Source organism: Stenotrophomonas sp. 05N423 (assembly GCF_056397145.1).
The window spans coordinates 94,617-114,714 of the sequence record NZ_JBFTMV010000005.1; the positions used below are offsets into that span (position 1 = coordinate 94,617).

Genomic DNA, 20,098 nt, shown 5'->3' on the forward strand with positions numbered 1-20,098 from the left:
CGCCATGCCGCCGCCGCGCCTGCGGCGACGGGCACCCCATCCATCACAGCTCGACGAAGGCCTTGAACCCGCCCCAGAACATGCGCTTGCCGTCGAACGGCACGGTCTTGGCGTCCATGCCGGCCAGGCGCGGATCGGCCATGGCCTTGGCGTTGACCCGGTCGCGGTGCGCCCGCGAGCGGTAGATGATGTAGGCGAAGATCACTACTTCATCGGGCTTGAGCTTGACCGCCTGCGGGAAGGAGGTGTGCTTGCCCGGCTTGACGTCGTCGGCCACCGCTTCCAGGTAGGCCAGCGCGCCATGTTCCTTCCACACCTTGCCGCCCAGGCGGGCCATCCGCCGGTACTCGGCCAACCGCGCCTGCGGCACCGGCAGTACGAAACCATCGACATAACTCATCGTTGTCTCCTCCACTCATGGAATACGACGGATGCGGCCGCGTCGGTTCGCGGCCGCTCGTGGATCAGCCCGGTTCGCCGTCCATGTGGGCGATTTCCCACAGGTGCCCGTCCAGGTCCTGGAAGCCGCGCTGGTACATGAAACCGTAGTCGCGCGCCGGCATCGGTTCGCTCGCGCCGGCGGCGATCGCCTTGTCCACCAGTTGATCCACCGCCGTGCGGCTGGCCGCCGACAGGCAGGTGATGACCTCGGTCTGCCGGCGCGCGTCGCACAGCGGCTGGGGGGTGAAGGTCTGGAAGAACGGCTCCACCAGCAGCATCACGTAGATGCTGTCGCTGATGACCATGCAGGCCGCATCCTGGTTGGTGAACTGCGGGTTGAAGGTGTAGCCGAGCGCGGCGAAGAACGCCTTGGAGGCGTCCAGGTCGCGCACCGGCAGGTTGACGAAGATCATCTGCGGCGTGGCCATGCTCACTTCCCCCCGTCCATCGGCTTCATGCAGTTGACCATCCACGGCTTGCCGTAACGGTCCACCAGCATGCCCCAGCGTTTGGCCCAGAACGTCTCGGCCAACGGCATCTGCACTTGGCCGCCTTCGGCAAGCGCGGCGAACACGCGCTCGGCCTCCTCGACGGTGTCCACGTCGACGTTGATGGTGGTCGCGCACTGCCCCTCGGCGGGCGGGCCGTCGGCCGCCATCAGGATCGCGCCGCCGGCCTCGACCTGGCAGTGCGCGACATGTTCCGGCTGCGGCATGAATCCGCCACAGCCTTCGGCATCCATGTCGGGGCCGGGCGGCATGTCGCTGTATTTCATTTCCGACACCACCTTGCCGCCCAGCGCCTTGGCGTAGAACGCCATCGCCTCATGGGTGTTGCCGTTGAAGCCCAGGAAGGGAATCAGTTTCATCGTGCTGCTCCTGTCGTCGGGATTGGAGAGATTGGAACCAGAGGTCAATCGTTGCTGTCGATGCGCTCGCGCAGACGTTGCTCCTGCGCGCGCAATTCGGGGGTGAAGGCTTCGCCGAAGTCCTCGGCCTCGAAGAACGGGCGGATCTCCACCTCCACCGGCGTGCCGCCATCGGGATTGAAGGGCGCGCGCTTGAGCCACTCCACCGCCTCGTCCATGGAGCGGACCTGCCACAGCCAGAAGCCGGCGATGAGTTCCCTGGTTTCGGCGAACGGTCCGTCGATGACGCTGCGCTGCGCGCCGTCGAACCGCACCCGCGCGCCGCGCCGGCTCGGATGCAGGCCCTCGCCGGCCAGCATGATGCCTGCCTCCACCAGCCGCTCGTTGTAGGCCCCCATCGCCGCCAGCTCGGCCTGGGTGGGCATCACCCCGGCCTCGGTATCGGCCGTCGCCTTCACGATCACCATCACTTTCATCGCAGTGCCTTTCCGGTTGCGGACCGGATGATCCGCTTCACACCCGATACGACGAACCGGCGCCGATGGAATCGACAGCGTCGTCGATTATTTTCATGAACGCATTAATGATTGCCCCGCAGACCGGCTCCTGCGCCATCATGGCGGCTCATCCCGGACCGGCTCCTTCCATGAAATTCCTGCTGCTGATCTATATCGACCCGGAGCTGCTGCAGTCGCTGCCGCCGCAGGAGTACGACGCGCAGATGCGCGGATGCCTGCTCCACGCCGATGCCCTGCAGGCGCAGGGCACGCTGCAGATGGCGCAGAAGCTGCAGCCCCCAGCCACCGCGCGCACCCTGCGCACCCGCAACGGCCAGCCGCGCATCACCGATGGCCCCTTCGCCGAGACCCGCGAGATCCTGGCCGGCTTCAATCTGATCGAAGCCGCCGACGCGGAAGAAGCCATGCGCATCGCCCGGCAGTTCCCCTGGGCGGCCTACGGCAGCATCGAGGTGCGGGAGGTGGAGGACCTGCAGGCGGAGCGGACGCGGCTGTACTCATGACACAGCCTGAACGACACAACACGATACATTTGCGACACAAACAAGTTGTAACTACTTGAAAAATCTATTTTATTAAAAAATTTCATGTAAAACTGTTCATAACTTATTAACTTTCAAGCCTTCGCAGGTTATCTTCCGTTCACTTGATGTTAGGCCGATGTTCATCTTTTGGCCCGTTGTCAAGCCATTCCGCCTAGGAGAGAGAGGAAGATGATTAAGCGCAAGTCGATCCAGCGTGCAACGCTGACCGTAGCACTGGGGTTGTGCATTGCAGGTGCCGCCCAAGCGCAAAGCACTACCGGCAACATCTACGGCAACGCGCCGGTCGGTGCTGAAATCGTGGTGAGCAACAACAGCGGCCTGACCCGCACGATCACCGCGGACGCCAATGGCCGTTACAACATCGGCAGCCTGCCGGTAGGTAGCTATACCGTCACCTCGGGGGACAGCAAGCGGCAGGTTGTCGTGACCATTGGTGCCGGCACCAACGTGTCGTTCAATGCCAGTGGCGCCACCAATCTCGATACGGTGACCGTCACCGCTACCAGCGTAGCGCCGATTGACGTCACCACCACCGATACACGCACCGTCATCACCGCGGAAGAGCTGAAGCGCCTTCCCATCGCCCGCTCGGCGGAAGCCATCGCCATGCTGTCTCCGGGTGCCGTTGGCGGCAATGGCAGCTTCTTCGGTAGCCAGATCTCGTTCGGTGGCTCCAGCGTCGCGGAGAACGCCTACTACCTCAACGGCTATTTCTCCGGCAACCCGATGACGAACGTCGGCGGCTTCACCTTGCCGTATGGCTCGATCGAGCAGCAGGAAACCTACACCGGTGGCTACGGTGCCAAGTACGGCCGTTCCAGCGGCGGCGTCATCAGCCAGGTCGGCAAGAGTGGCTCCAACGAATGGCATTTCGGTGGCCAGGTCGTCTGGACTCCGAAGGGGCTGAAGCAGGAACGTCCGGATCGCTTCTACACCTCGCAGGCCTTGCCGGCCGGCTATGACTACGCCACCCCTGAGCTGGCGGGTGTCCAGTACGACAGCGGCAAGGACCGCCTGTCCTGGGAAACCGTGTACAGCGGCTATGTCAGCGGTCCCCTCATCCAGGACAAGCTGTTCTTCTTCCTGTCGGCTGAAGATGCCAAGGGCCACAGCACCAGTCCTGGCGGCAATCCGGAAGTCGGCTTTGCGGCAACCGGAACCAAGTACAAGTCCAGTGATCCGAAGCTCTATGCCAAGCTGAACTGGAACATCACCGACAACCACCTGCTCGAGTACACCTACGTTTCCGAAAAGTACAAGCAGACCGGCGGTCTCTACGACTTCGACTGGGACTCGTATTCCTTCGGCAACTATCGGAATCCGGCAACGGAAACCACGTCCAACACCGAGTTCTCCGTTCTCAAGTACACGGGTTACCTGACCGACAACCTGACCCTGAACGGAACCTACGGGCGATCGCGCAATCGTTACAACACCAGCCCCTTCCTGACCGGGGCCCCGTTCGTCTCCAACTGGTCTAGCCGTAACCCGTCCCTGCCTGGAGCTGCATCTTCCTCCAATCCCAGCAACCAGCAGACATACCGCGCCACCAAGAACACCAGCGACTACACCGATGGTCTGCGCCTGGAGCTGGAGTGGTTGCTGGGCCGCCACACTCTGACTGCCGGTATCGACAACACCAAGCTCGAAGGTGTGAATGAAGGCACCAGTCAGATTGCGGACTACTGGTACTACGGCAAGGCCGCTTCGGAAAGGAGCAACGCATCTGCCTCTCTGGGCGTCGGCCCAACGGGTCTTGTTGCCGGCGCCTGCAACGGCACCCCCAACCAGGCCAACGCAAATGGATCGTCCACCAACTGCGGTTACTACACCTACAAGCTGAAGTACTTCGACACCACCAGCATGCACAACAAGCAGAACGCCTACTACCTGGAAGACAGGTGGCAGGTCATGGACAATCTGCTGCTGTCGCTGGGCGTGCGTGCGGACACCTTCTCGAACTTCAACGGAACCGGCGTCAAGTTCGTCGACAGCGGCACCCAGTGGCAGCCCCGCTTGGGCTTCTCCTGGGACGTGTATGGTGATTCCAGCTTCAAGGTCTTCGGCAACGCTGGCCGCTACTTCCTGAACATGCCGAACGCCGTCGCCATCCGTGGCGTGGGCGAATCCACCTTTACCCGTGAGTACTTCACCTATACCGGCGTTGACGCAAATGGCAATCCGACCGGTTTGACGGCGATCAACGGCATCGGCACCGGCAAGCCGGCCGGCCCGGTCTCCTCCAACGGTGAATTCGGCACGGTAAAGGATCCGCTGACCTACGTCCCCGAGGACATCAAGTCCCAGTATCAGGATGAGTACGTCCTGGGCTTCGAGCATTCGTTCGCCCAGAACTGGTCGTTCGGTGCCAAGGTCACTCGACGCGAGCTGAAATCGGGCATCGACGACTTCTGCGACTCGGCAACGCTGGCCGAAGGTGCAGGCTTCGACGTGCTCAACTACGACTACAGCCGTGCTGCGTACATCGTCCAGTCCGCTGATGGCAAGTACTACGCCACCTCCGGTTGCTACATGTTCAACCCGGGCGGCAGCAATACCTATGCCTTCCAGGAAATCACGCCCAACGGCAACGGCTATGCGAACGTGGATGGCTCGTACACCAAGGTCAAGGTCGCATCCTCGGCCCTGGGCTTCCCGAATCTGAAGCGCACCTATTCGGCCATCGATCTGTTCCTGGAGCGCAAGTGGGATGGAAAGTGGGAGGCCCGTGTCGACTACACCTACAGCAAGTCGCGCGGCAACTCGGAAGGCCCGGCCAACTCGGATACCGGCCAGGGTTCCAACGCGCACGACAATGGCGTAGGCACCAGCCAGAACTGGGATGCCTGGCAGATCATGGAGTACGCCGACGGCTACCTGCCCAATGACCGCCGCCATCAGATCAAGGGCCGTGCGTCCTATGCCATTACGCCGGAATGGACCGTTGGTGCCAACGTGCGTATCACCTCGGGTGCCCCGATCAGCTGCTTCGGTTACTACGACCCGGATGGCACCATTGACCATGACTCCGCTGAAGCCGATCCGATCGGTTACTACGACAGCTACCACACCTGCTTTGGTGAGGCATGGCCGCCGGGCAAGAAGACCTCGCCGTGGACCCATCGCTACGACATGTCGGTGATGTACCGTCCGGCAGTGCTCGATGGCAAGATGGCGTTCACCTTGAATGTGTTCAACGTGTTCAACGAGCGCAAGGCGACGTCCTATATCCAGAACAGCGAGTCTGACGGCCCCTACAGCGTGAACAATGACTACATGCTGCCGCAGAGCTACACCACTCCGCGTTACGTGCAGTTCTCGATGTCTTACGACTGGTAAGTCCTAGTCGGTTTTTGGAAGTTGAATCACACCGGCCTTCGCAAGAAGGCCGGTTTTTTTTGCCATGTGGCCCAAGCGGAAAGCATTCGCTGAGACCCGGGTACAGGCCGTAATCCGCCTCCCCTTTCGATTCTGTGGAAAAACCCAATGCCATCCATGAAGCCCCCCTCCGAAACCGCGAGGTTCTGGCCGGCTTCAACCTGATCGAAGCTGCCGCTACCGGGAAGTCCATGCGCATCTCCCGGCAGTTCCCATGGGCAGCCTGCAGCAGCGCCCGGTTGCGGCAGGCGGGGTTGCCGGTGGAGCAGATGCGGGTCTGCGAGCATGACGGCCTTGGTCAGGAGCCACAGGCTGGGCCGGCGAAGGAAGCCCAGCATCCTGGAATATCGGGCATGTGGGCTGGACTGCCTTCGTCAGCCCACCCCCATGCCAACTCTCCGGGTCGCTCAGAACAACGCGATCTGCAGTTCCCTGCGCTCACTCGCCTCGTTGCCGCTGTAGTCCCTTGCGATGATGCGCAAGCTGTAGTCGCCCTTCGGCAGCTCCGAGTGTTCCAGCGCGCCGCTCGCCAGCCGCCCGTCGCGCACGGTGTTGGTGAGCACGTAGCGGAACCGGGTCACCGCGCTGCCGTGGACGGTGATGCCGCTGTCTTCGGCATAGGCCACCTTCGCTGCTTCGGACTGCGGGGGCATGCGGTTGAACTCGATGTTCATGCGCGGCTGTTCGTAGCCGGGCAGCGGCCGGCCCGCGGCATCGAGGATCTGGTAGCCCAGCGCGTACAGGCCGAGGCGGCGGCGCGGCAGGTTGTCGTCCACCTGGTCCCAGGCCTCGACCACCAGTTGCAGGCCGCCAGCATCGCGCGGCACGACGAGGCGGCCGTCGCGGGTTTCGCGCAGCCGCTGGCCCCCGGCGTCGAACAGGGCGATGTCGTCGATGCGCGGTGGTACGTGGTCGGCATAGTTGGCGAAGCCCAGCCGCACGGCGTTGCGCTCGTAGCCGGAAGGACCAACCGCCAGATGCACGTGGGCCTGGTTGTTGATGCTGCCCAGCGCATCGCCAGGGTTGAAGCGCGTGCCGCGGCGGACACGGACGCGTTCAAGTTGCCCCGCTTCGTCGTACACCAGCTGGAAGCGCACGCGGTCGAGCGGCCGGTTGGCCGGGTCGCGGCCGACCTTCATGTGGATGTAGTCCACGCTATCCAGCGACAGGCCCTCGGCCTGCCCACCCAGGCTCCAGGTTGCCGTTGGGCTGCTGACCTTGGCGGCGGCAATGGCGAGCACGGTCTGGCCCACGTCGCCGCGCACGTCGAAGCCACTGTGCAGGTGGTGCCGGCTCTCGCCGCTGAAATTGCCGCGGACCTCGCCGAGCGTGCCGACTACCTCGTGCCAGCCCTGTTGCGGCGCCAGCGGCCAACGTCCCCCGTTGTGTGGCAGCGGATTGTCCATCGAAGGCCCGACCGATGCTTCCGCCGCCGCCATCCCCTCTCCCTGCGGTTGCAGGTGGTGGATGCGGTAGGCATCGGCATCGCCGAGCAGCAGGCTGCCATCAGGCGCCAGTGCGATGCCGGCCGGACGCGCGAACCGCTGCGCATCGCCCGCGACCGCCACCACGTGTCCCGTCGGCGACACCTGCACCACGCGGCCGGTGATGCGTTCGCCGACATAGGCCACGCCATCGTGGGTGAGCGCGAGCGTCATCGGCCCCCACAGCACGCGCTGGCCATCCGGGCCACCGATCCGCGTTGCGACCTGGCCTGCCGCGGTGACGGTGCGCAGCGCGTCGTTGTACAGGTCCGCCACCCACAGGGTGCCGTCGGCGGCGAGCTTGATGTCGGTCGGCGTATCGAAGCGCGCCATGCCGCCCTGCCCGTCCGCCCAGCCGGGACGGTCGCCGCCGGCCAGCGTCCACACCCGTCCATCAGGCTCGATCACGCGGATGCGGTCGTTCCAGGTATCGGCCACGTAGACGCGTCCGGCCGCATCCACGGCCAGGCCCATCGGCCCGTCGAAACGCGCCTGCCGCCCGACGCCATCGGCGAAGCCCGCCACACCGTCGCCGGCCAGCGTGCTGACCTCGCCCTGCGGCGTGACCTTGCGGATCGCATGGTTGCCGGTGTCGGCGACATACAGGTTGCCGTGCCGGTCCAGCGCCAGGCCGGAGGGCGTGTTGAACGCGGCGGCTTCACCGCGGCCATCGGCGAAGCCCTCGCGGCCGCCGGCCAGCACATGGAACCCGCCGTCCAGCCAGCGATACAGGATGCGATTGTTGTCGCCGGCGTCGGCCACATACAGCGTGCCACCAGCGTCCATCGCCACGCCCCAAGGATCGCTGAAGCGGCTCTGTTCACCCGGGCCGATGGCGTCGCCCTCGACGCCGTCGCCGGCCAGCAGGTCGACCTGCGCGCGCCAGCCCAGCGGCGTCGCGACCGGCACCCTCGCCTGCGGCGCGCGCGGCGCCCACAGATAGCTGGCCGCCAACGCGCCGCCCGTCAGCACCGCCACCATCATCACCCAATGCCTGCGTTCCATGTACATCCAACCCACTGCGGACCCGGCATCATGGACGCTCGCCGGCCTGCGCGGAACCACCTGTCCCCGGCTGGCACCTCGCATAGGAGCCCACATGAACCTGCGACTGCATCTGCAGGAAGAAACGATCCACCTGCAGGCACCGCACGCCACGACGGTCGTGCTGCCGTTGTCGCTGGATGATCTGCTGGCCGCGGGATTGGGGACTTTTCCGCCAGGCAGCGCGGCGCTCGAGCAGGCGATCCAGTTGGTCGAGGATGCACTGATGCCGGCGATTCCCAGCCTGCGCCATCCTCCGGCGATGCTGCTGGAATGCGCCGACCCGGTGCTGGCGCCGCTGTTGCCGGCCACCGGACGTGATCCCATGGCAGCAGCCACGTTTTCCATCGCCGAAGTCGAGGAAGTCTTCGACCGCCTCGCCCGGGTGGCGGCCGGCGTTCCCTCACGCAGCCTGGGCGTGCCCGACCAACCCGGCTTTGTCGCCGCGCTGGTGGTGGTGCGCGAGCTTCTGCACCACGTCGGCCTCCCGGCCCTGCGGGTGATGCCTGCGGCGGCCTGATGCCCCCCCGCAGGCCACGGGCATCAGTCGTGGCGGAACACGTGAAGCCCGGACGCAGCCCCATGCCGCGCCCGCACGATCATTGCTCTGCCCGCGCCTTGCGCAGATGCGCGCCGACGGGAATGGAGAACTCCCCGCCATGCGCCGCGTCCCAGTTGATCGACCAGGTCATCACTCCACGGAACTCCGGGTAAGCCTGCGCCGGCTTCACCGTGTCGCAAGCGGTGGCCGTGGCCAGGCAATCGAAGGCGCGGTTGATGTCGGCCGGCGTGGCGTAGCCGTTGCCGGCCGCGGTCAGGCCGGAAGGCAGGGCCAGCGCCACCTGGTCCGGGCGCAGGCCGTCGAAACGGCCCTTGCCATCGGCGAGCTGGAAACCTTCGATCAGCATCTTCGCCGAGCCCACCATCATGTCCACGCTGCCGGCTGGCAGCGTGTCCGTGCGGTAGGGCGTTGGCAGGCCGCCGTTGTTGTAGAGCTGCACGTGCAGCAGGTCCAGTTCGTCGCGCAGCCCATCGATCAACGGCAGATAGGCACCCCAGATGCCCTCCATCGACACCCAGCCGCCCTGCACATAGGGGTGCTCCGGCGCCATCGACACATACAGGTTCGGGTACATGGCATGCAGGCGCTTGACCGCGGAGACGAGGTGGCCGGTCACCGGCGCGCCATGCACGACCCCGGCGATCTTCTCCAGATCGATGTCGATGCCGTCCAGTCCGTAGGCATCGATGGCCTGCGCGGTGGTGCGCACGAAGTTGTCCTCGTCACGCTGCGTCTGCAGGGTCACCGTGCCCAGTTCGCCGCCGAAGGACAGCGCCACGATGCCGCCGCGCGCGCGACGGGCGGCGATGTCGGCGACCAGGCGCGTCCGCTCCAGTCCCGGCGCAGGGTTGAGCGCGATCCGCCCTTCGCCCATGTCGTCGGCGAACGCCAGCACGATCACGTCCCAGCTGTCGTCCACCTGCCCGAGCGGCAGCACGCCCGAACCGTTGTCGAAGTTGTGCAGGTAGCCGACCAACGCGTGGCGCGGAAGCGGTTGGCTGTAGCCCGGCGTGATTCCGGGCTGCGGCTCGGCGGTCGATTTCTGCCCGGCCTGGCAGCCGAACGTGGTGAGGAGGACGAGCGCGTACGACAACAGGCTGATCGGCTTCATCGCGATCCCATGCGGTGGAGGGAACCCGATTCTAGACAGCCGCCGACGCGGAAAATCCTTCCGGAACATGACGTTGGAGAAGTTGTCTGGTATTGGCCGGGCCAGTCCGGGCGTTGTCCATCGCCAGCGCCTGAAAGCTGTCGGCCCGCTGTCGCATCACGCCCATGGCGGCGGCGGGAAGGACAACGCGCGACCGCCCTCGGCAGCGCAGCCCAACCCGCCCAGTCTTCCGTTGGCGCCGCCGCTCAGCCGCAGGTCTTCATGCGTCGCTCCGCATCCCACAATGCGCGCCGTGCCAGGTCATAGGCGCTGTCGGCCGCGGACGGCAGCGTGTGCTCGGCTTCGACCGGATCGGCACCGTGGCGGTAGCGGTATTCCAGCCGTTCAAGCGCATCGAGATGTTGCAGCGCCGTGGCGAGCCAGCGGCCGCGCACCTCGGCGCTGCAACGCGGATAGCGCCGCTCCAGCTCGCCGATGGCAGTACGGATGCGGCGGCTGGCCTCGCCCTCCAGGCCCGGCAGCGGTTCATGGCGGATCGGCGCGGCCTTGTAGGCATCGCCGGTCGCCTCGCTGCCGAGGTCGGACGCGCGTTCGTGCAGGGACGGATTGAACGCCACGTCCGGCGGGCGCCGTGCTTCCGCCGGCTGGGTGTCCTCGCCGTAGAGCCAGCGCTGCATGCGCGACTGTTTCGTTCCCGCCCGCTGCTTGGAGAACAGCCCGGCGGTGGCGCGCTCGCCGACGCCCGTGGCCAGTTCGTCGCGATGCTCGAATACGCGCTCGTCGGTTCCGCGCGTGCGGCCATCGCCAGCGAGTTCCTTGGGCAGGGCGATCTCCCCATGGCTGTCGTACAGCCGTCGCGACCAGTCCGCGGAAGCCACCGCGGCCGTGGGTGCGGGCGCGGCGGCTTCCGGCCGGGAGGGCCGGGCACCCGACGAGGGCGGTGCCGCGTCACGGGACACGGCCGGCGCCGCCCGCGTCACCGCCGCTGGCGGCGGCAACGACGACGGCATTTCATCGGTTTCGCGCGGCAGCCAGCGCACCTGCAGCCGCTGCACGCGGCCATCCGCCTCTGCCTCGGGCACCTGCCAGAGCACGCGCGCGAACAGGCAGAGGATCGCCGCGGTCGCCAGGCCGGCGCCGATGCGGTGGGACAACGGTTCGCGACCACGTGAATCGTGCATGCCTCTCCATCGCCGGATCTCTCTGCACGGGCGCGCATTGACCCGCCGTGGTGCAACCATGACAGCAACAGACCGGCCGCGGCGCAACGAGTTCCATGGCCCATGACAGGTTTGCGGCCCGGCTGCACGGCGCAGGTTACGATGGCCGCCCCTTCCGTCATCCGCGCCCTCTCCCGGGCCGTTCCGCGCATGCCCCATTACTCCGGCCCCCTGCTTACCCGTCCGTTGCTGGAGACCATGCTCGACGCGCGCCGCAGCGGCAGGCCGACGTGGGCCGGTTCGTTCGACCTGGGACGTGGCAGCGACGAAGTGCGGCTGGAAGCGAGTCGCTGGCAGTGGCGCGGCGCCGATTACCCCTGGCCCGAACGGCTGAAGGACCGCACCATCTACTACTGGGACGGCGAGGACTTCGTTCCCGCTGCGCGGTTCGGCAACGGCCTGTACAAGCTGGTGCCGACCGGATGGGGCGTGCCGACCTTCGAGATCGACGGCATCAAGATGCTGGTCAGCGCGCAGCTGTCGCCGATGGATGACGCGCGCCGCAAGGTCGCCTTGATCGCGCCGCGCGGCAAGCAGGTGCTCGATACCTGCGGCGGCATGGGCTATTTCGCCGCCTGCTGCCTGGAAGCCGGCGTGGCGGTCGTGCGTTCGTTCGAAAAGAGCCCGGAAGTGCTGTGGCTGCGCACGCTCAATCCCTGGTCTCCGGACCCGGAATCCGACGCCGCGGGCGGACGCCTGACACTTACGCATGGCGACGTCTCACTGGCCATCGCGGACATCGCCGACGCCTCGGTCGATGCCGTGCTGCACGACCCGCCGCGCTTCGGCATTGCCGGCGAACTGTACTCGCAGACGTTCTACGACCACCTGGCACGGGTACTGCGCCGGGGCGGCCAGTTGTTCCACTACACCGGCACGCCCAACAAACTCACCAGCGGACGCGATGTCCCGCGCGAGGTCGCCACGCGCCTGGCAAAAGCAGGCTTCCGCGCGCGACCGGAACTGGACGGGGTGTTCGCCGTCCGCACCTGAGCAACGCGCTACACATCGCTCCTCTCCGGGCGCTCCGCGCCATCGCGCTGGAACACCACCCGCTCCGGGCGATGCAGGGCGAAGCCCTGCGCGCTGTCCACGCCCAGCTCGCGCAGCAGGTCCAGGGTGTCCAGGTTGTCCACCCACTCCGCCACCACCTTGGCACCTCGCTGGTGGCCGATGCGGGTGACGGCATCGACGATGGTCCGGCTCATCGGATCGCGGCCGAGGTCGCGCACGAAACTGCCGTCGATCTTGATGACGTCCACCGGCAGGTTCTTCAGGTAGCCGAACGAGGCCATGCCGGCACCGAAATCGTCCAGCGCGATGCGGCAGCCAGCCGCGCGCAGCCGCTCGATCACCCGCACCACGCGCAGCAGGTCACGCACCGCCACGGTCTCGGTGATTTCCAGGCACAGGCGCTGCGGCGGCACGCCGTTGCGGGCGATGGCATCGAGGATGAAATCGGCCAGGCCTTCGTCCTCCAGGCTGGCGCCGGACAGGTTGATGGCGCAGTTCTGCAGGCGGTCGCCGCAGGGATGCAGCCTGTCGAAATTGGCCAGGGCGGTACGGATCACCCAGCGATCCACCGCCGGCATCAGGCCATAGCGCTCGGCCGCCACCATGAACACACCCGGTGCGATCACGCTGCCGTCGTCGGCGCGCATGCGCAGCAGCAGCTCCACCCGCGTGACCGGATTGGCGCCGGCGGACAGCGGCACGATCTCCTGGTAGTCCAGCAACAGGCGGTCCTGCTCCAGCGCCCGGCGCAACTGGCTGGCCCATTCCATCTCACCCATGCGGCGGGTGGCGTCGGCATCGTCGCGGTATACGCATACGCGGTTGCGGCCGTCTTCCTTGGCCTGGTAGCAGGCGCTGTCCGCCCAGGCCAGCAGGTCCTTCAGGGTGCATCCAGGGCGGTCGGCCAGCACCAGGCCGATGCTGGCGCTCACCGTGTAGCTGCGCCCCAACCAGCAGAACGTCGAGCGTTCGATGCAGGCGCGCACCTGCTCGGCCAGCTGGTTGGCCTGCGCCTTGTCCACGCCGTATGCCAGCAGGCCGAACTCGTCGCCACCCAGGCGCGCCAGCAGGTCGCCGTCGCGGATGTCGCGGCGCATCGCCTGCGACAGCTGCACCAGCAGCTGGTCGCCCGCGGTATGCCCGGACAGGTCGTTGATCAGCTTGAACTGGTCCAGATCGATGTACATCAGCGCGAACGATGCGGCGCCAGCATCGCCGCGGTCGATCAGGGCCTGGCGCAGGCAGCGCTCGAACTCGCGGCGGTTGCACAGGCCGGTGAGTTCGTCATGCGTGGCCTGGTAGCGCAGGCGCTCGGTCATCTCGCGCTGCGCGCTGGTATCGCCGGCCACCATCAGCAGGTGGGGCACATGGTCCATGTCCAGCATGGCGAGCGAGGCATTCACCCACAGCGCGGCGTCGGCACCACGCACCACGAACGCTTCGAGGCTGTTCCAGGTTCCCTGCCCGAGGGTGGCGGCAACCGCCGCCCTGCCCTGCGCGGCATCGGCGAACAGGCTCTCCAGCGGCTCGCCGGCCACGTTGCCCAACTGCGTCCTCGCCGCACGGTTGGCATAGCTGATGCGTCCGTCACGGGCGTCGGCCACCAGCACCAGCGCCGGCAGCATCTCGTTCAGGGCCTGGAAGCGCGCTTCGCTTTCGCCGAAACGGGCGCTCATCCGCCGTGCCAGTTCGACCGCCCGACGATGCAGGGTCGCCTGCGACCACAGGAACAACGCCAGCAGCACGCTGATCGAACTGCCGCCGATGACGATCAGCCGCAGTTGGCCCCACGTCCCCATCGGCGTGCGCGGCCACAGGCGCAGTTCCCACGTGCGCCCACCGAACTCCATGCGCCGCACCTGCAGCGACGCGGCATCGGCCGGCATTGGCGCGCTGGCGAACACCCGCGCATGCGCGGGCAGGGCGCCCAGGTCGCGGATCTCCACGTTCATGTGATCCAGGATCCGGCCGTACAGGGCCTGGCGGACCATCGGCTCCAGGCGCACGCTCACCGCCAGCGCACCCAGCTCGCGCGCGCGGCGTTCGTTCACCGTCGCGGGCATGACGCCCGGCGTATATGCGGGCAGGCGCACGGTGATGCCCATGTCGCCCGCTCCCTGCTGGCCGCGGAACTGCAGCAACGGGAACGGCGCGGACATCGCCGGTGCATCGGCGTCGCGCGCGCGCCGCAATGCTTCCATGTTCTCCGGCTGCCGGGCGATGTCGAAGCCCACCAGCACCTGGTTTCCTTCCAGGGGCGCAACATACTGGTAACGGTAGGTGGCCTCACCATCATTGCCGGCGTTACCGCGCCGCTGCGCGAAGGCGATCAGCACATAACCATGGATCCATTCCTGAGAACGCAGGTTGCGCTGGTAGCTGTCGAACGTGCCCTGGTCCAGTTGCGGGGTACCGGCCAGCAGCACGGTCTGCATCGCCCGCAATCCCAACGCGGCGCCGGCCAGCGGTTCACGCAGGCGCGCAGGCGCTGCATCGGCCAGCGCGCGCTGCAGGGACAGCACCCGGTCGCGCTCGCCCTTCCACTCACCGAACGCCACCCAGGCCGTCAGCGCCAGGCCCGCCACCAGCACCAGCAGAGCCCACAGCGGCGTGGTGAACATGTAGCGCGGCCCATCGCCGTCGCCACGTTCCACGGAAGCGTCATGCATGCGCATATCTCCGGGGAACCACCACGGCGGCCCAACGCCCCCCTGTTGCCGCCCCCCTCCCGTGACCTGTCATCGTCCCGCTGTCGTCCATACGGCCCCTGCCCGATATCCGAACTCCAGTTCGCCGGCAGCAGGAAGCGGCCCCGGCAACGCGCACCACGAACGGCCTTCTCCACCCACCCCACGCACCGACGCGGACGCGGACGCGGACGCGGTCAATGGGGTCCGATGGAGCGCTCCGATTCTACTCACCACGCAGGTCCCCGCACCGGTCGGTACGGAAACCGCCGCGCATGCGCCCGCAGCAGACATGCCGTCCCTGACAGCCCGGCAGCCATTCACCTGCGCTGCCATGGGCGGGACCTGCAGGCTCACCCCTTCCTCTTGATCTCTGCCTACCTCGACACCGGATCAAGCGTCCCGCACCCCTGCGCTGCTGCACAGGCAAGCGCCGGACCACACTCCTGCCATCGGCTTCGGCAATCAGGAACCGTGCCCATCTCCACGGGTACATCCAGGACTCCGTGCAGGACAGGGATGCGTCCACGCATGGGTGAGGGCACAGGTAGAGGCAAACGAGGGGAGTGGGGAATAGAGTAGGCACCATGTAGGCACCGGGCCGCCGCCCTTAAGAACAGAAAATGGCCTGCATCGCTACAAACCACTAATCCATATGGTGGGCCCACCAGGATTCGAACCTGGAACCAAAGGATTATGAGTCCTCTGCTCTAACCGTTGAGCTATAGGCCCGCTGCCGGTGCGCAAGTGTAGTGGAGGCTGGCGCAGGCGGCCACCGCCCGCGCGCCTCGCCTCCGCGCCCGCACCCGCGCCTCAGTGCGTCGACTGCGAGTACGGCCTCGCGTCCGGATGGCTGCCCCATTCGCGGTTGGGCTCGGCCTGCATGGTGAAGCGCAGTTCGCCGCCTGCCGTGATCTCCTCGTGGCGCAGGAAGGCACGGTGCAGCGGCTTGCCGTCGAGGGTGGCGCTGCCGACATAGGAATGGGCATCGTCCAGGCCGTCGGCGACGATGGTGAAGCGCTTGCCGTTGGGCAGGTTCAAGGTGGCGCGCGGCAGGAACGGGCGGCCGATGATGTATTCGTTGCTGCCTGGCGTGACCGGGTAGAAGCCCAGCGCGGTGAACACGTACCACGCCGACATCTGGCCGAGGTCATCGTTGCCGGCCAACCCGTCCGGGCGTGGCGCGTACTGGGTGTCCATGATCCGCTTGAGCCGCGCCTGCGTGCGCCAGGGCTGGCCGGCGTAGGCGTAGAGATAGGCGACGTGGTGACTGGGCTCGTTGCCATGCGCGTACCAGCCGATCAGGCCGGTGATGTCCTCCATATGTTCGAAGACCGCCGGATCGACCTTGGCGTCGAACACGTCATCCAGCCGCTTGAGCAGCCGGTCCGCACCGCCGTGCGCGGTGGCCAGCCCGGCCACATCCTGCGGCACGTACCACGAGTACTGCCAGGCATTGCCTTCGGTGTAATCGCTGCCGTAGCCGCTGGTGGCGGGATCGAACGGTTCGCGGAAGCTGCCATCGCGCTTGCGGGCGCGCATGAAGCCGGTTGCAGGATCGAAGGCGTGTTTCCAGTTGCCGGCGCGCTTTGCAAATTCCGCAGCGATGTCGTCACGTCCCATCGCCGCGGCCATGCGCGCGATGCTCCAGTCGTCGTAGGCGTACTCCAGCGTCTTGCTCGCCGCCTCGCCCTCCTCGTCGATCGGCACCCAGCCGAGTTCGCGGTACTGGGTGATGCCGTCGTAGGGACCATAGTCGGCGCTGGCGACCATTGCCTGCAGCGCCTCATCGGCATCGAAGCCGCCGATGCCCTTCATGTAGGCGTCGGCGATCACCGGCACGCCGTGGTAGCCGATCATGCACCACGTCTCCAGGCCGTGGAACGACCACACGGGCAGGATGCCGTAGGGGCTTTCGCGGCGCGCGGCCAGCAGCGAATTGACCATGTCGCTGCTGCGTTGCGGCGGCTGCAGCAGGGTCATCAGCGGATGCAGCGCGCGGTAGGTGTCCCACAGCGAGAAGGTCGAGTAGTTGGTCCAGCCCTGCGCCTGGTGCACGGCGTTGTCGGGGCCGCGGTAGCGGCCATCGCTATCCATGAACAGCGTCGGGCCGAGCATGCTGTGGTACAGCGCGGTGTAGAAGCCGGTGCGCTGCGCCGGCGGCGCGTCCACGTCCACCTCCGCCAGTGCCTGCGCCCACTGCGCGCGGGCGGCGGCACGCATGCCATCGAAATCCCAGCCGGGCGCTTCGGCGTCAAGATTGGCGATGGCGTTGTTCTCGCTGACCGGCGAGATCGATACCTTCACCAGCAACGGCTCGCGCCCTCCCTGGCCGAAGTCGAAACTACCGACGAGCTGGCGGCCTTCTATCTGCGCACGCGCGCCCGGGTCCTTCTCTGCCGGTGGCGGGAAGCCGCGGTAGGCAACGTCGGTCTCGGTATCGTGGAAGGCATGCCCGCTGACCGGACGCGAGAAGCGCATGGCGAAATACAGCTGGCGACCGGGTGCCCAGCCGCGTGTTTCGCGGAAGCCGGTCACGGTGCCGTCCGCACGCAGCCGCAGGCGCGACCACAGGATCTTGCCCGGGTAGTCGTACATGCTGGTGCGCAGATCGATCAGCACGTGCGCCGGCCGATCCGCGGGGAAGGCATAGCGATGCATGCCGACGCGTGCACTGGCGGTCAGCTCGGCGCGCACGCTGTAGTCGTCCAGGGTTACCGCGTAGTAACCCGGCTCGGCGCGCTCCCTGCGATGGTCGAAGCGCGAGGTATAGCCGCTGCCCGGCGTGCCGGCATCGCCGCGTTCGTACTTCACCTCGCCGGTGATCGGCATCAACAGCACGTCACCAAGATCGGAATGGCCGGTGCCGGAGAAATGCGTGTGCGAGAAGCCGACGATGGTGGTGTCGTCATGGCGGTAGCCGGCCGCCCAGCCGTAGCCCTCCTTGCGCGATCTGATCTGCGTATCGGGGCTGAGCTGGATCATGCCGTGCGGCACCGTCGCGCCAGGATAGGTATGACCCTCGCCGCCGGTACCGATGAACGGATCGACCGCTGCCACCGCGCGCTCGCCGACACTTTCCCCCGCCATCGCGGTGCCCGCCAGCAGCGCCAGCGCCATCATCCACTTCGCCTGTCCGACCGCCATCGCCCGCCCCTTTGGACCGATCCAATACAGGCGTCGAAAATACCACCCGCCGCGGTCGCGGGGCAGCACTGCATGCCGCGCAAACAGAAAGGCCCCGCGGTGTGCGGGGCCTTTCTGTTCGCCCGCAGTGACGCAGGCGGACGGTCAGTCGATGTCGAGGAAGCTGCGCAGCTGCTCGGAGCGGCTCGGGTGGCGCAGCTTGCGCAGCGCCTTGGCCTCGATCTGGCGGATGCGCTCGCGGGTGACGTCGAACTGCTTGCCGACCTCTTCCAGGGTGTGGTCGGTGTTCATGTCGATGCCGAAGCGCATGCGCAGCACCTTGGCTTCCCTCGGGGTGAGGCCGGCCAGCACGTCGCGCACGGTCTCGGACAGGTTGATGTTGACCGTGTTCTCGATCGGGGACTCCACGTTGGTGTCCTCGATGAAGTCGCCCAGATGCGAATCCTCGTCGTCGCCGATCGGGGTTTCCATCGAGATCGGCTCCTTGGCGATCTTCATCACCTTGCGGATCTTGTCTTCCGGCATGTCCATTTCCTTGGCCAGCTCCTCCGGCGTAGCCTCGCGGCCGTACTGCTGGAGCATCTGGCGGGAAATGCGGTTGAGCTTGTTGATCGTCTCGATCATGTGCACCGGGATGCGGATGGTGCGGGCCTGGTCAGCGATCGAACGGGTGATCGCCTGGCGGATCCACCAGGTGGCATAGGTCGAGAACTTGTAGCCGCGGCGGTACTCGAATTTGTCCACGGCCTTCATCAGGCCGATGTTGCCTTCCTGGATCAGGTCCAGGAACTGCAGGCCGCGGTTGGTGTACTTCTTGGCGATGGAGATCACCAGGCGCAGGTTGGCCTCGACCATTTCCTTCTTGGCCTTGCGCGCCTTGGCTTCGCCGTAGGCCATGACGCGGCTGATTTCCTTCAGCTCGTCCAGGCTCAGGTGCGAATCCTTCTCCACGTCGAGCGTGGCCTGCTGCTCGGCGACGATCTGGTCCTTCACGTCGCGCAGCGCCGAAGACCACTTCTGCTTGCGCTTGATCGCGTCCTCGACCCACTCCAGGTTGGTCTGGTTGCCTTCCCAGGAGCGGATGAAGTCCTTGCGCGGCATGCGCGCGGTGACCGTGGCCAGGTGCAGCACGCGGCGCTCCTGGGCCTTGATCCGGCCCATGGTGTCGCGCAGCAGGCGGACCAGCACGTCGGTCAGCGGCAGCGGCAGCTTCAGCGTGACGAAGGTCGCCGACAGTTCCTCGCGCAGCTTGGCCTGCGTCTTGGTGTCGCCCTTGGCGCGGGCCTTCTTGAACTTGGCCATGTCGCTGGCCAGCTGTTCCATGCGGTTGGCGACTTCGACCGGATCCGGGCCGGTCGGGCCGGTATCCTCGTCGCCGCCGACATCGTCCTCGTCCTCATCGGCCTCGGCATCGCTGTCGTCGCTGGAATCATCGCTGTCGGCCGCAGCCGCCGGCGCCGGCGTTTCTTCGACCAGGTCGTTGAAGCCGACGATGATCTCGGCCAGGCGCTTCTTGCCTTCCTTGTGCAGTTCGTAATCGGCCAGCACGGATTCGACGGCCGGCGGGAAGGTGCCCAGCGCGGCCTGCACCTGGCCCAGGCCCTCCTCGATGCGCTTGGCGATGGCGATTTCGCCTTCGCGGGTCAGCAGCTCGACCGTGCCCATCTCGCGCATGTACATGCGCACCGGGTCGGTGGTGCGGCCACCCTCGGTATCGAGCGCGGTAAGTGCGGCGGCGGCTTCCTCGGCGGCGGTATCATCCACCTCGCGGTTGCCGGTGTTGCCATCGCTCAGGATCAGCGTGTCGGCATCGGGCGCCACCTCATGGACGTCGATGCCCATGCCGGTGATCAGGCCGATGATGTCCTCGATCTGCTCCGGATCGACCATGTCGTCGGGCAGGTGATCGTTGACTTCGGCGTAGGTCAGGTAGCCCTGTTCCAGGCCCTTGCTGATCAGTTGTTTGATATCGGATTGCTGGGCAGGACGTTCGTTGGCCATGTAGTGCTCGCGCCACCGGCAGGGGAAAGATAGAGAACCTACTATTATACCAGCGCAGCATAACGCTTGCCGGGCGGT

At 66.4% G+C, this 20,098-nt stretch carries 14 protein-coding genes and 1 tRNA gene; 4 read left to right on the top strand and 11 right to left on the bottom strand.

Annotated features, from left to right (window positions below; genetic code table 11):
* Positions 1–43: 43 nt before the first annotated feature.
* From AC1DGW_RS10150 to AC1DGW_RS10165, 4 genes are all read right to left on the bottom strand, one after another.
* Positions 44–400 carry a DUF1428 domain-containing protein gene (locus AC1DGW_RS10150; protein WP_478022399.1) on the bottom strand — a complete coding sequence of 119 codons (357 nt, stop codon included), beginning with the start codon at positions 398–400 and terminating at the stop codon, positions 44–46.
* Positions 401–464: 64 nt separating this feature from the next.
* Positions 465–875, bottom strand: a complete 411-nt coding sequence (locus AC1DGW_RS10155) for a VOC family protein (RefSeq protein ID WP_478022401.1) — start codon at positions 873–875, stop codon at positions 465–467.
* Positions 872–1,309 (bottom strand): VOC family protein, encoded by a 438-nt coding sequence (locus AC1DGW_RS10160; protein WP_478022403.1) that lies wholly within the window; start codon positions 1,307–1,309, stop codon positions 872–874. Before AC1DGW_RS10160 ends, AC1DGW_RS10155 begins: the two co-directional genes overlap by 4 nt.
* Before the next feature lie 44 nt (positions 1,310–1,353).
* A complete protein-coding gene (locus AC1DGW_RS10165; RefSeq protein ID WP_478022405.1) occupies positions 1,354–1,785 on the bottom strand; it encodes a YciI family protein in 432 nt (143 codons plus the stop codon).
* A 170-nt stretch (positions 1,786–1,955) separates the two neighbouring features.
* Between AC1DGW_RS10165 and AC1DGW_RS10170 the strand changes: the two genes are divergently transcribed.
* Together AC1DGW_RS10170 and AC1DGW_RS10175 are read left to right on the top strand one after the other, a co-directional pair.
* On the top strand, positions 1,956–2,330 hold the full coding sequence (locus tag AC1DGW_RS10170) for a YciI family protein (protein ID WP_478022407.1): 375 nt from the start codon (positions 1,956–1,958) through the stop codon (positions 2,328–2,330).
* Between the two features lie 210 nt (positions 2,331–2,540).
* Positions 2,541–5,711, top strand: a complete 3,171-nt coding sequence (locus AC1DGW_RS10175; protein WP_478022409.1) for a TonB-dependent receptor — start codon at positions 2,541–2,543, stop codon at positions 5,709–5,711.
* A 446-nt stretch (positions 5,712–6,157) separates the two neighbouring features.
* Here the strand turns inward: AC1DGW_RS10175 and AC1DGW_RS10180 are convergent, their stop codons facing one another.
* Positions 6,158–8,239 carry an NHL repeat-containing protein gene (locus tag AC1DGW_RS10180; RefSeq protein ID WP_478022411.1) on the bottom strand — a complete coding sequence of 694 codons (2,082 nt, stop codon included), beginning with the start codon at positions 8,237–8,239 and terminating at the stop codon, positions 6,158–6,160.
* Between AC1DGW_RS10180 and AC1DGW_RS10185 the strand changes: the two genes are divergently transcribed.
* Positions 8,238–8,798 carry a hypothetical protein gene (locus AC1DGW_RS10185; protein WP_478022413.1) on the top strand — a complete coding sequence of 187 codons (561 nt, stop codon included), beginning with the start codon at positions 8,238–8,240 and terminating at the stop codon, positions 8,796–8,798. The two genes, AC1DGW_RS10180 and AC1DGW_RS10185, sit on opposite strands and share 2 nt — an antisense overlap.
* 79 nt (positions 8,799–8,877) lie before the next feature.
* On the opposite strand, the gene AC1DGW_RS10190 is transcribed toward AC1DGW_RS10185, so the two are convergent.
* Both AC1DGW_RS10190 and AC1DGW_RS10195 read right to left on the bottom strand, forming a co-directional pair.
* Positions 8,878–9,951, bottom strand: coding sequence for a chitinase (locus AC1DGW_RS10190; protein WP_478022415.1), 1,074 nt, complete (start codon positions 9,949–9,951; stop codon positions 8,878–8,880).
* Between the two features lie 245 nt (positions 9,952–10,196).
* A complete protein-coding gene (locus tag AC1DGW_RS10195) occupies positions 10,197–11,132 on the bottom strand; it encodes a hypothetical protein (RefSeq protein WP_478022417.1) in 936 nt (311 codons plus the stop codon).
* 189 nt (positions 11,133–11,321) lie between these two features.
* Between AC1DGW_RS10195 and AC1DGW_RS10200 the strand changes: the two genes are divergently transcribed.
* Complete coding sequence (locus AC1DGW_RS10200) at positions 11,322–12,164, top strand: class I SAM-dependent methyltransferase (RefSeq protein ID WP_478022419.1); 843 nt, start codon at positions 11,322–11,324, stop codon at positions 12,162–12,164.
* A gap of 8 nt (positions 12,165–12,172) precedes the next feature.
* On the opposite strand, the gene AC1DGW_RS10205 is transcribed toward AC1DGW_RS10200, so the two are convergent.
* From AC1DGW_RS10205 to rpoD, 4 genes are all read right to left on the bottom strand, one after another.
* Positions 12,173–14,854: a bifunctional diguanylate cyclase/phosphodiesterase gene (locus tag AC1DGW_RS10205; RefSeq protein WP_478022421.1), complete on the bottom strand. Its 2,682-nt coding sequence runs from the start codon at positions 14,852–14,854 to the stop codon at positions 12,173–12,175.
* Between the two features lie 674 nt (positions 14,855–15,528).
* Positions 15,529–15,604, bottom strand: a tRNA-Ile gene (locus tag AC1DGW_RS10210).
* A gap of 81 nt (positions 15,605–15,685) precedes the next feature.
* Complete coding sequence (locus AC1DGW_RS10215) at positions 15,686–17,992, bottom strand: GH92 family glycosyl hydrolase (RefSeq protein ID WP_478022708.1); 2,307 nt, start codon at positions 17,990–17,992, stop codon at positions 15,686–15,688.
* A gap of 171 nt (positions 17,993–18,163) precedes the next feature.
* Positions 18,164–20,020 (bottom strand): RNA polymerase sigma factor RpoD, encoded by a 1,857-nt coding sequence (rpoD, locus tag AC1DGW_RS10220; protein ID WP_478022423.1) that lies wholly within the window; start codon positions 20,018–20,020, stop codon positions 18,164–18,166.
* Between the last annotated feature and the right edge of the window lie 78 nt (positions 20,021–20,098).

Excerpts from the sequence above, each read along its gene's own strand:
- AC1DGW_RS10150 (WP_478022399.1), bottom strand. The coding sequence starts at position 400 with ATGAGTTATGTCGATGGTTTCGTACTGCCGGTGCCGCAGGCGCGGTTG.
- AC1DGW_RS10160 (WP_478022403.1), bottom strand. The coding sequence starts at position 1,309 with ATGAAACTGATTCCCTTCCTGGGCTTCAACGGCAACACCCATGAGGCG.
- AC1DGW_RS10165 (WP_478022405.1), bottom strand. The coding sequence starts at position 1,785 with ATGAAAGTGATGGTGATCGTGAAGGCGACGGCCGATACCGAGGCCGGG.
- AC1DGW_RS10170 (WP_478022407.1), top strand. The coding sequence starts at position 1,956 with ATGAAATTCCTGCTGCTGATCTATATCGACCCGGAGCTGCTGCAGTCG.
- AC1DGW_RS10175 (WP_478022409.1), top strand. The coding sequence starts at position 2,541 with ATGATTAAGCGCAAGTCGATCCAGCGTGCAACGCTGACCGTAGCACTG.
- AC1DGW_RS10185 (WP_478022413.1), top strand. The coding sequence starts at position 8,238 with ATGTACATCCAACCCACTGCGGACCCGGCATCATGGACGCTCGCCGGC.
- AC1DGW_RS10180 (WP_478022411.1), bottom strand. The coding sequence starts at position 8,239 with ATGGAACGCAGGCATTGGGTGATGATGGTGGCGGTGCTGACGGGCGGC.
- AC1DGW_RS10190 (WP_478022415.1), bottom strand. The coding sequence starts at position 9,951 with ATGAAGCCGATCAGCCTGTTGTCGTACGCGCTCGTCCTCCTCACCACG.
- AC1DGW_RS10195 (WP_478022417.1), bottom strand. The coding sequence starts at position 11,132 with ATGCACGATTCACGTGGTCGCGAACCGTTGTCCCACCGCATCGGCGCC.
- AC1DGW_RS10200 (WP_478022419.1), top strand. The coding sequence starts at position 11,322 with ATGCCCCATTACTCCGGCCCCCTGCTTACCCGTCCGTTGCTGGAGACC.
- AC1DGW_RS10205 (WP_478022421.1), bottom strand. The coding sequence starts at position 14,854 with ATGCATGACGCTTCCGTGGAACGTGGCGACGGCGATGGGCCGCGCTAC.
- AC1DGW_RS10215 (WP_478022708.1), bottom strand. The coding sequence starts at position 17,992 with ATGGCGCTGGCGCTGCTGGCGGGCACCGCGATGGCGGGGGAAAGTGTC.
- rpoD (WP_478022423.1), bottom strand. The coding sequence starts at position 20,020 with ATGGCCAACGAACGTCCTGCCCAGCAATCCGATATCAAACAACTGATC.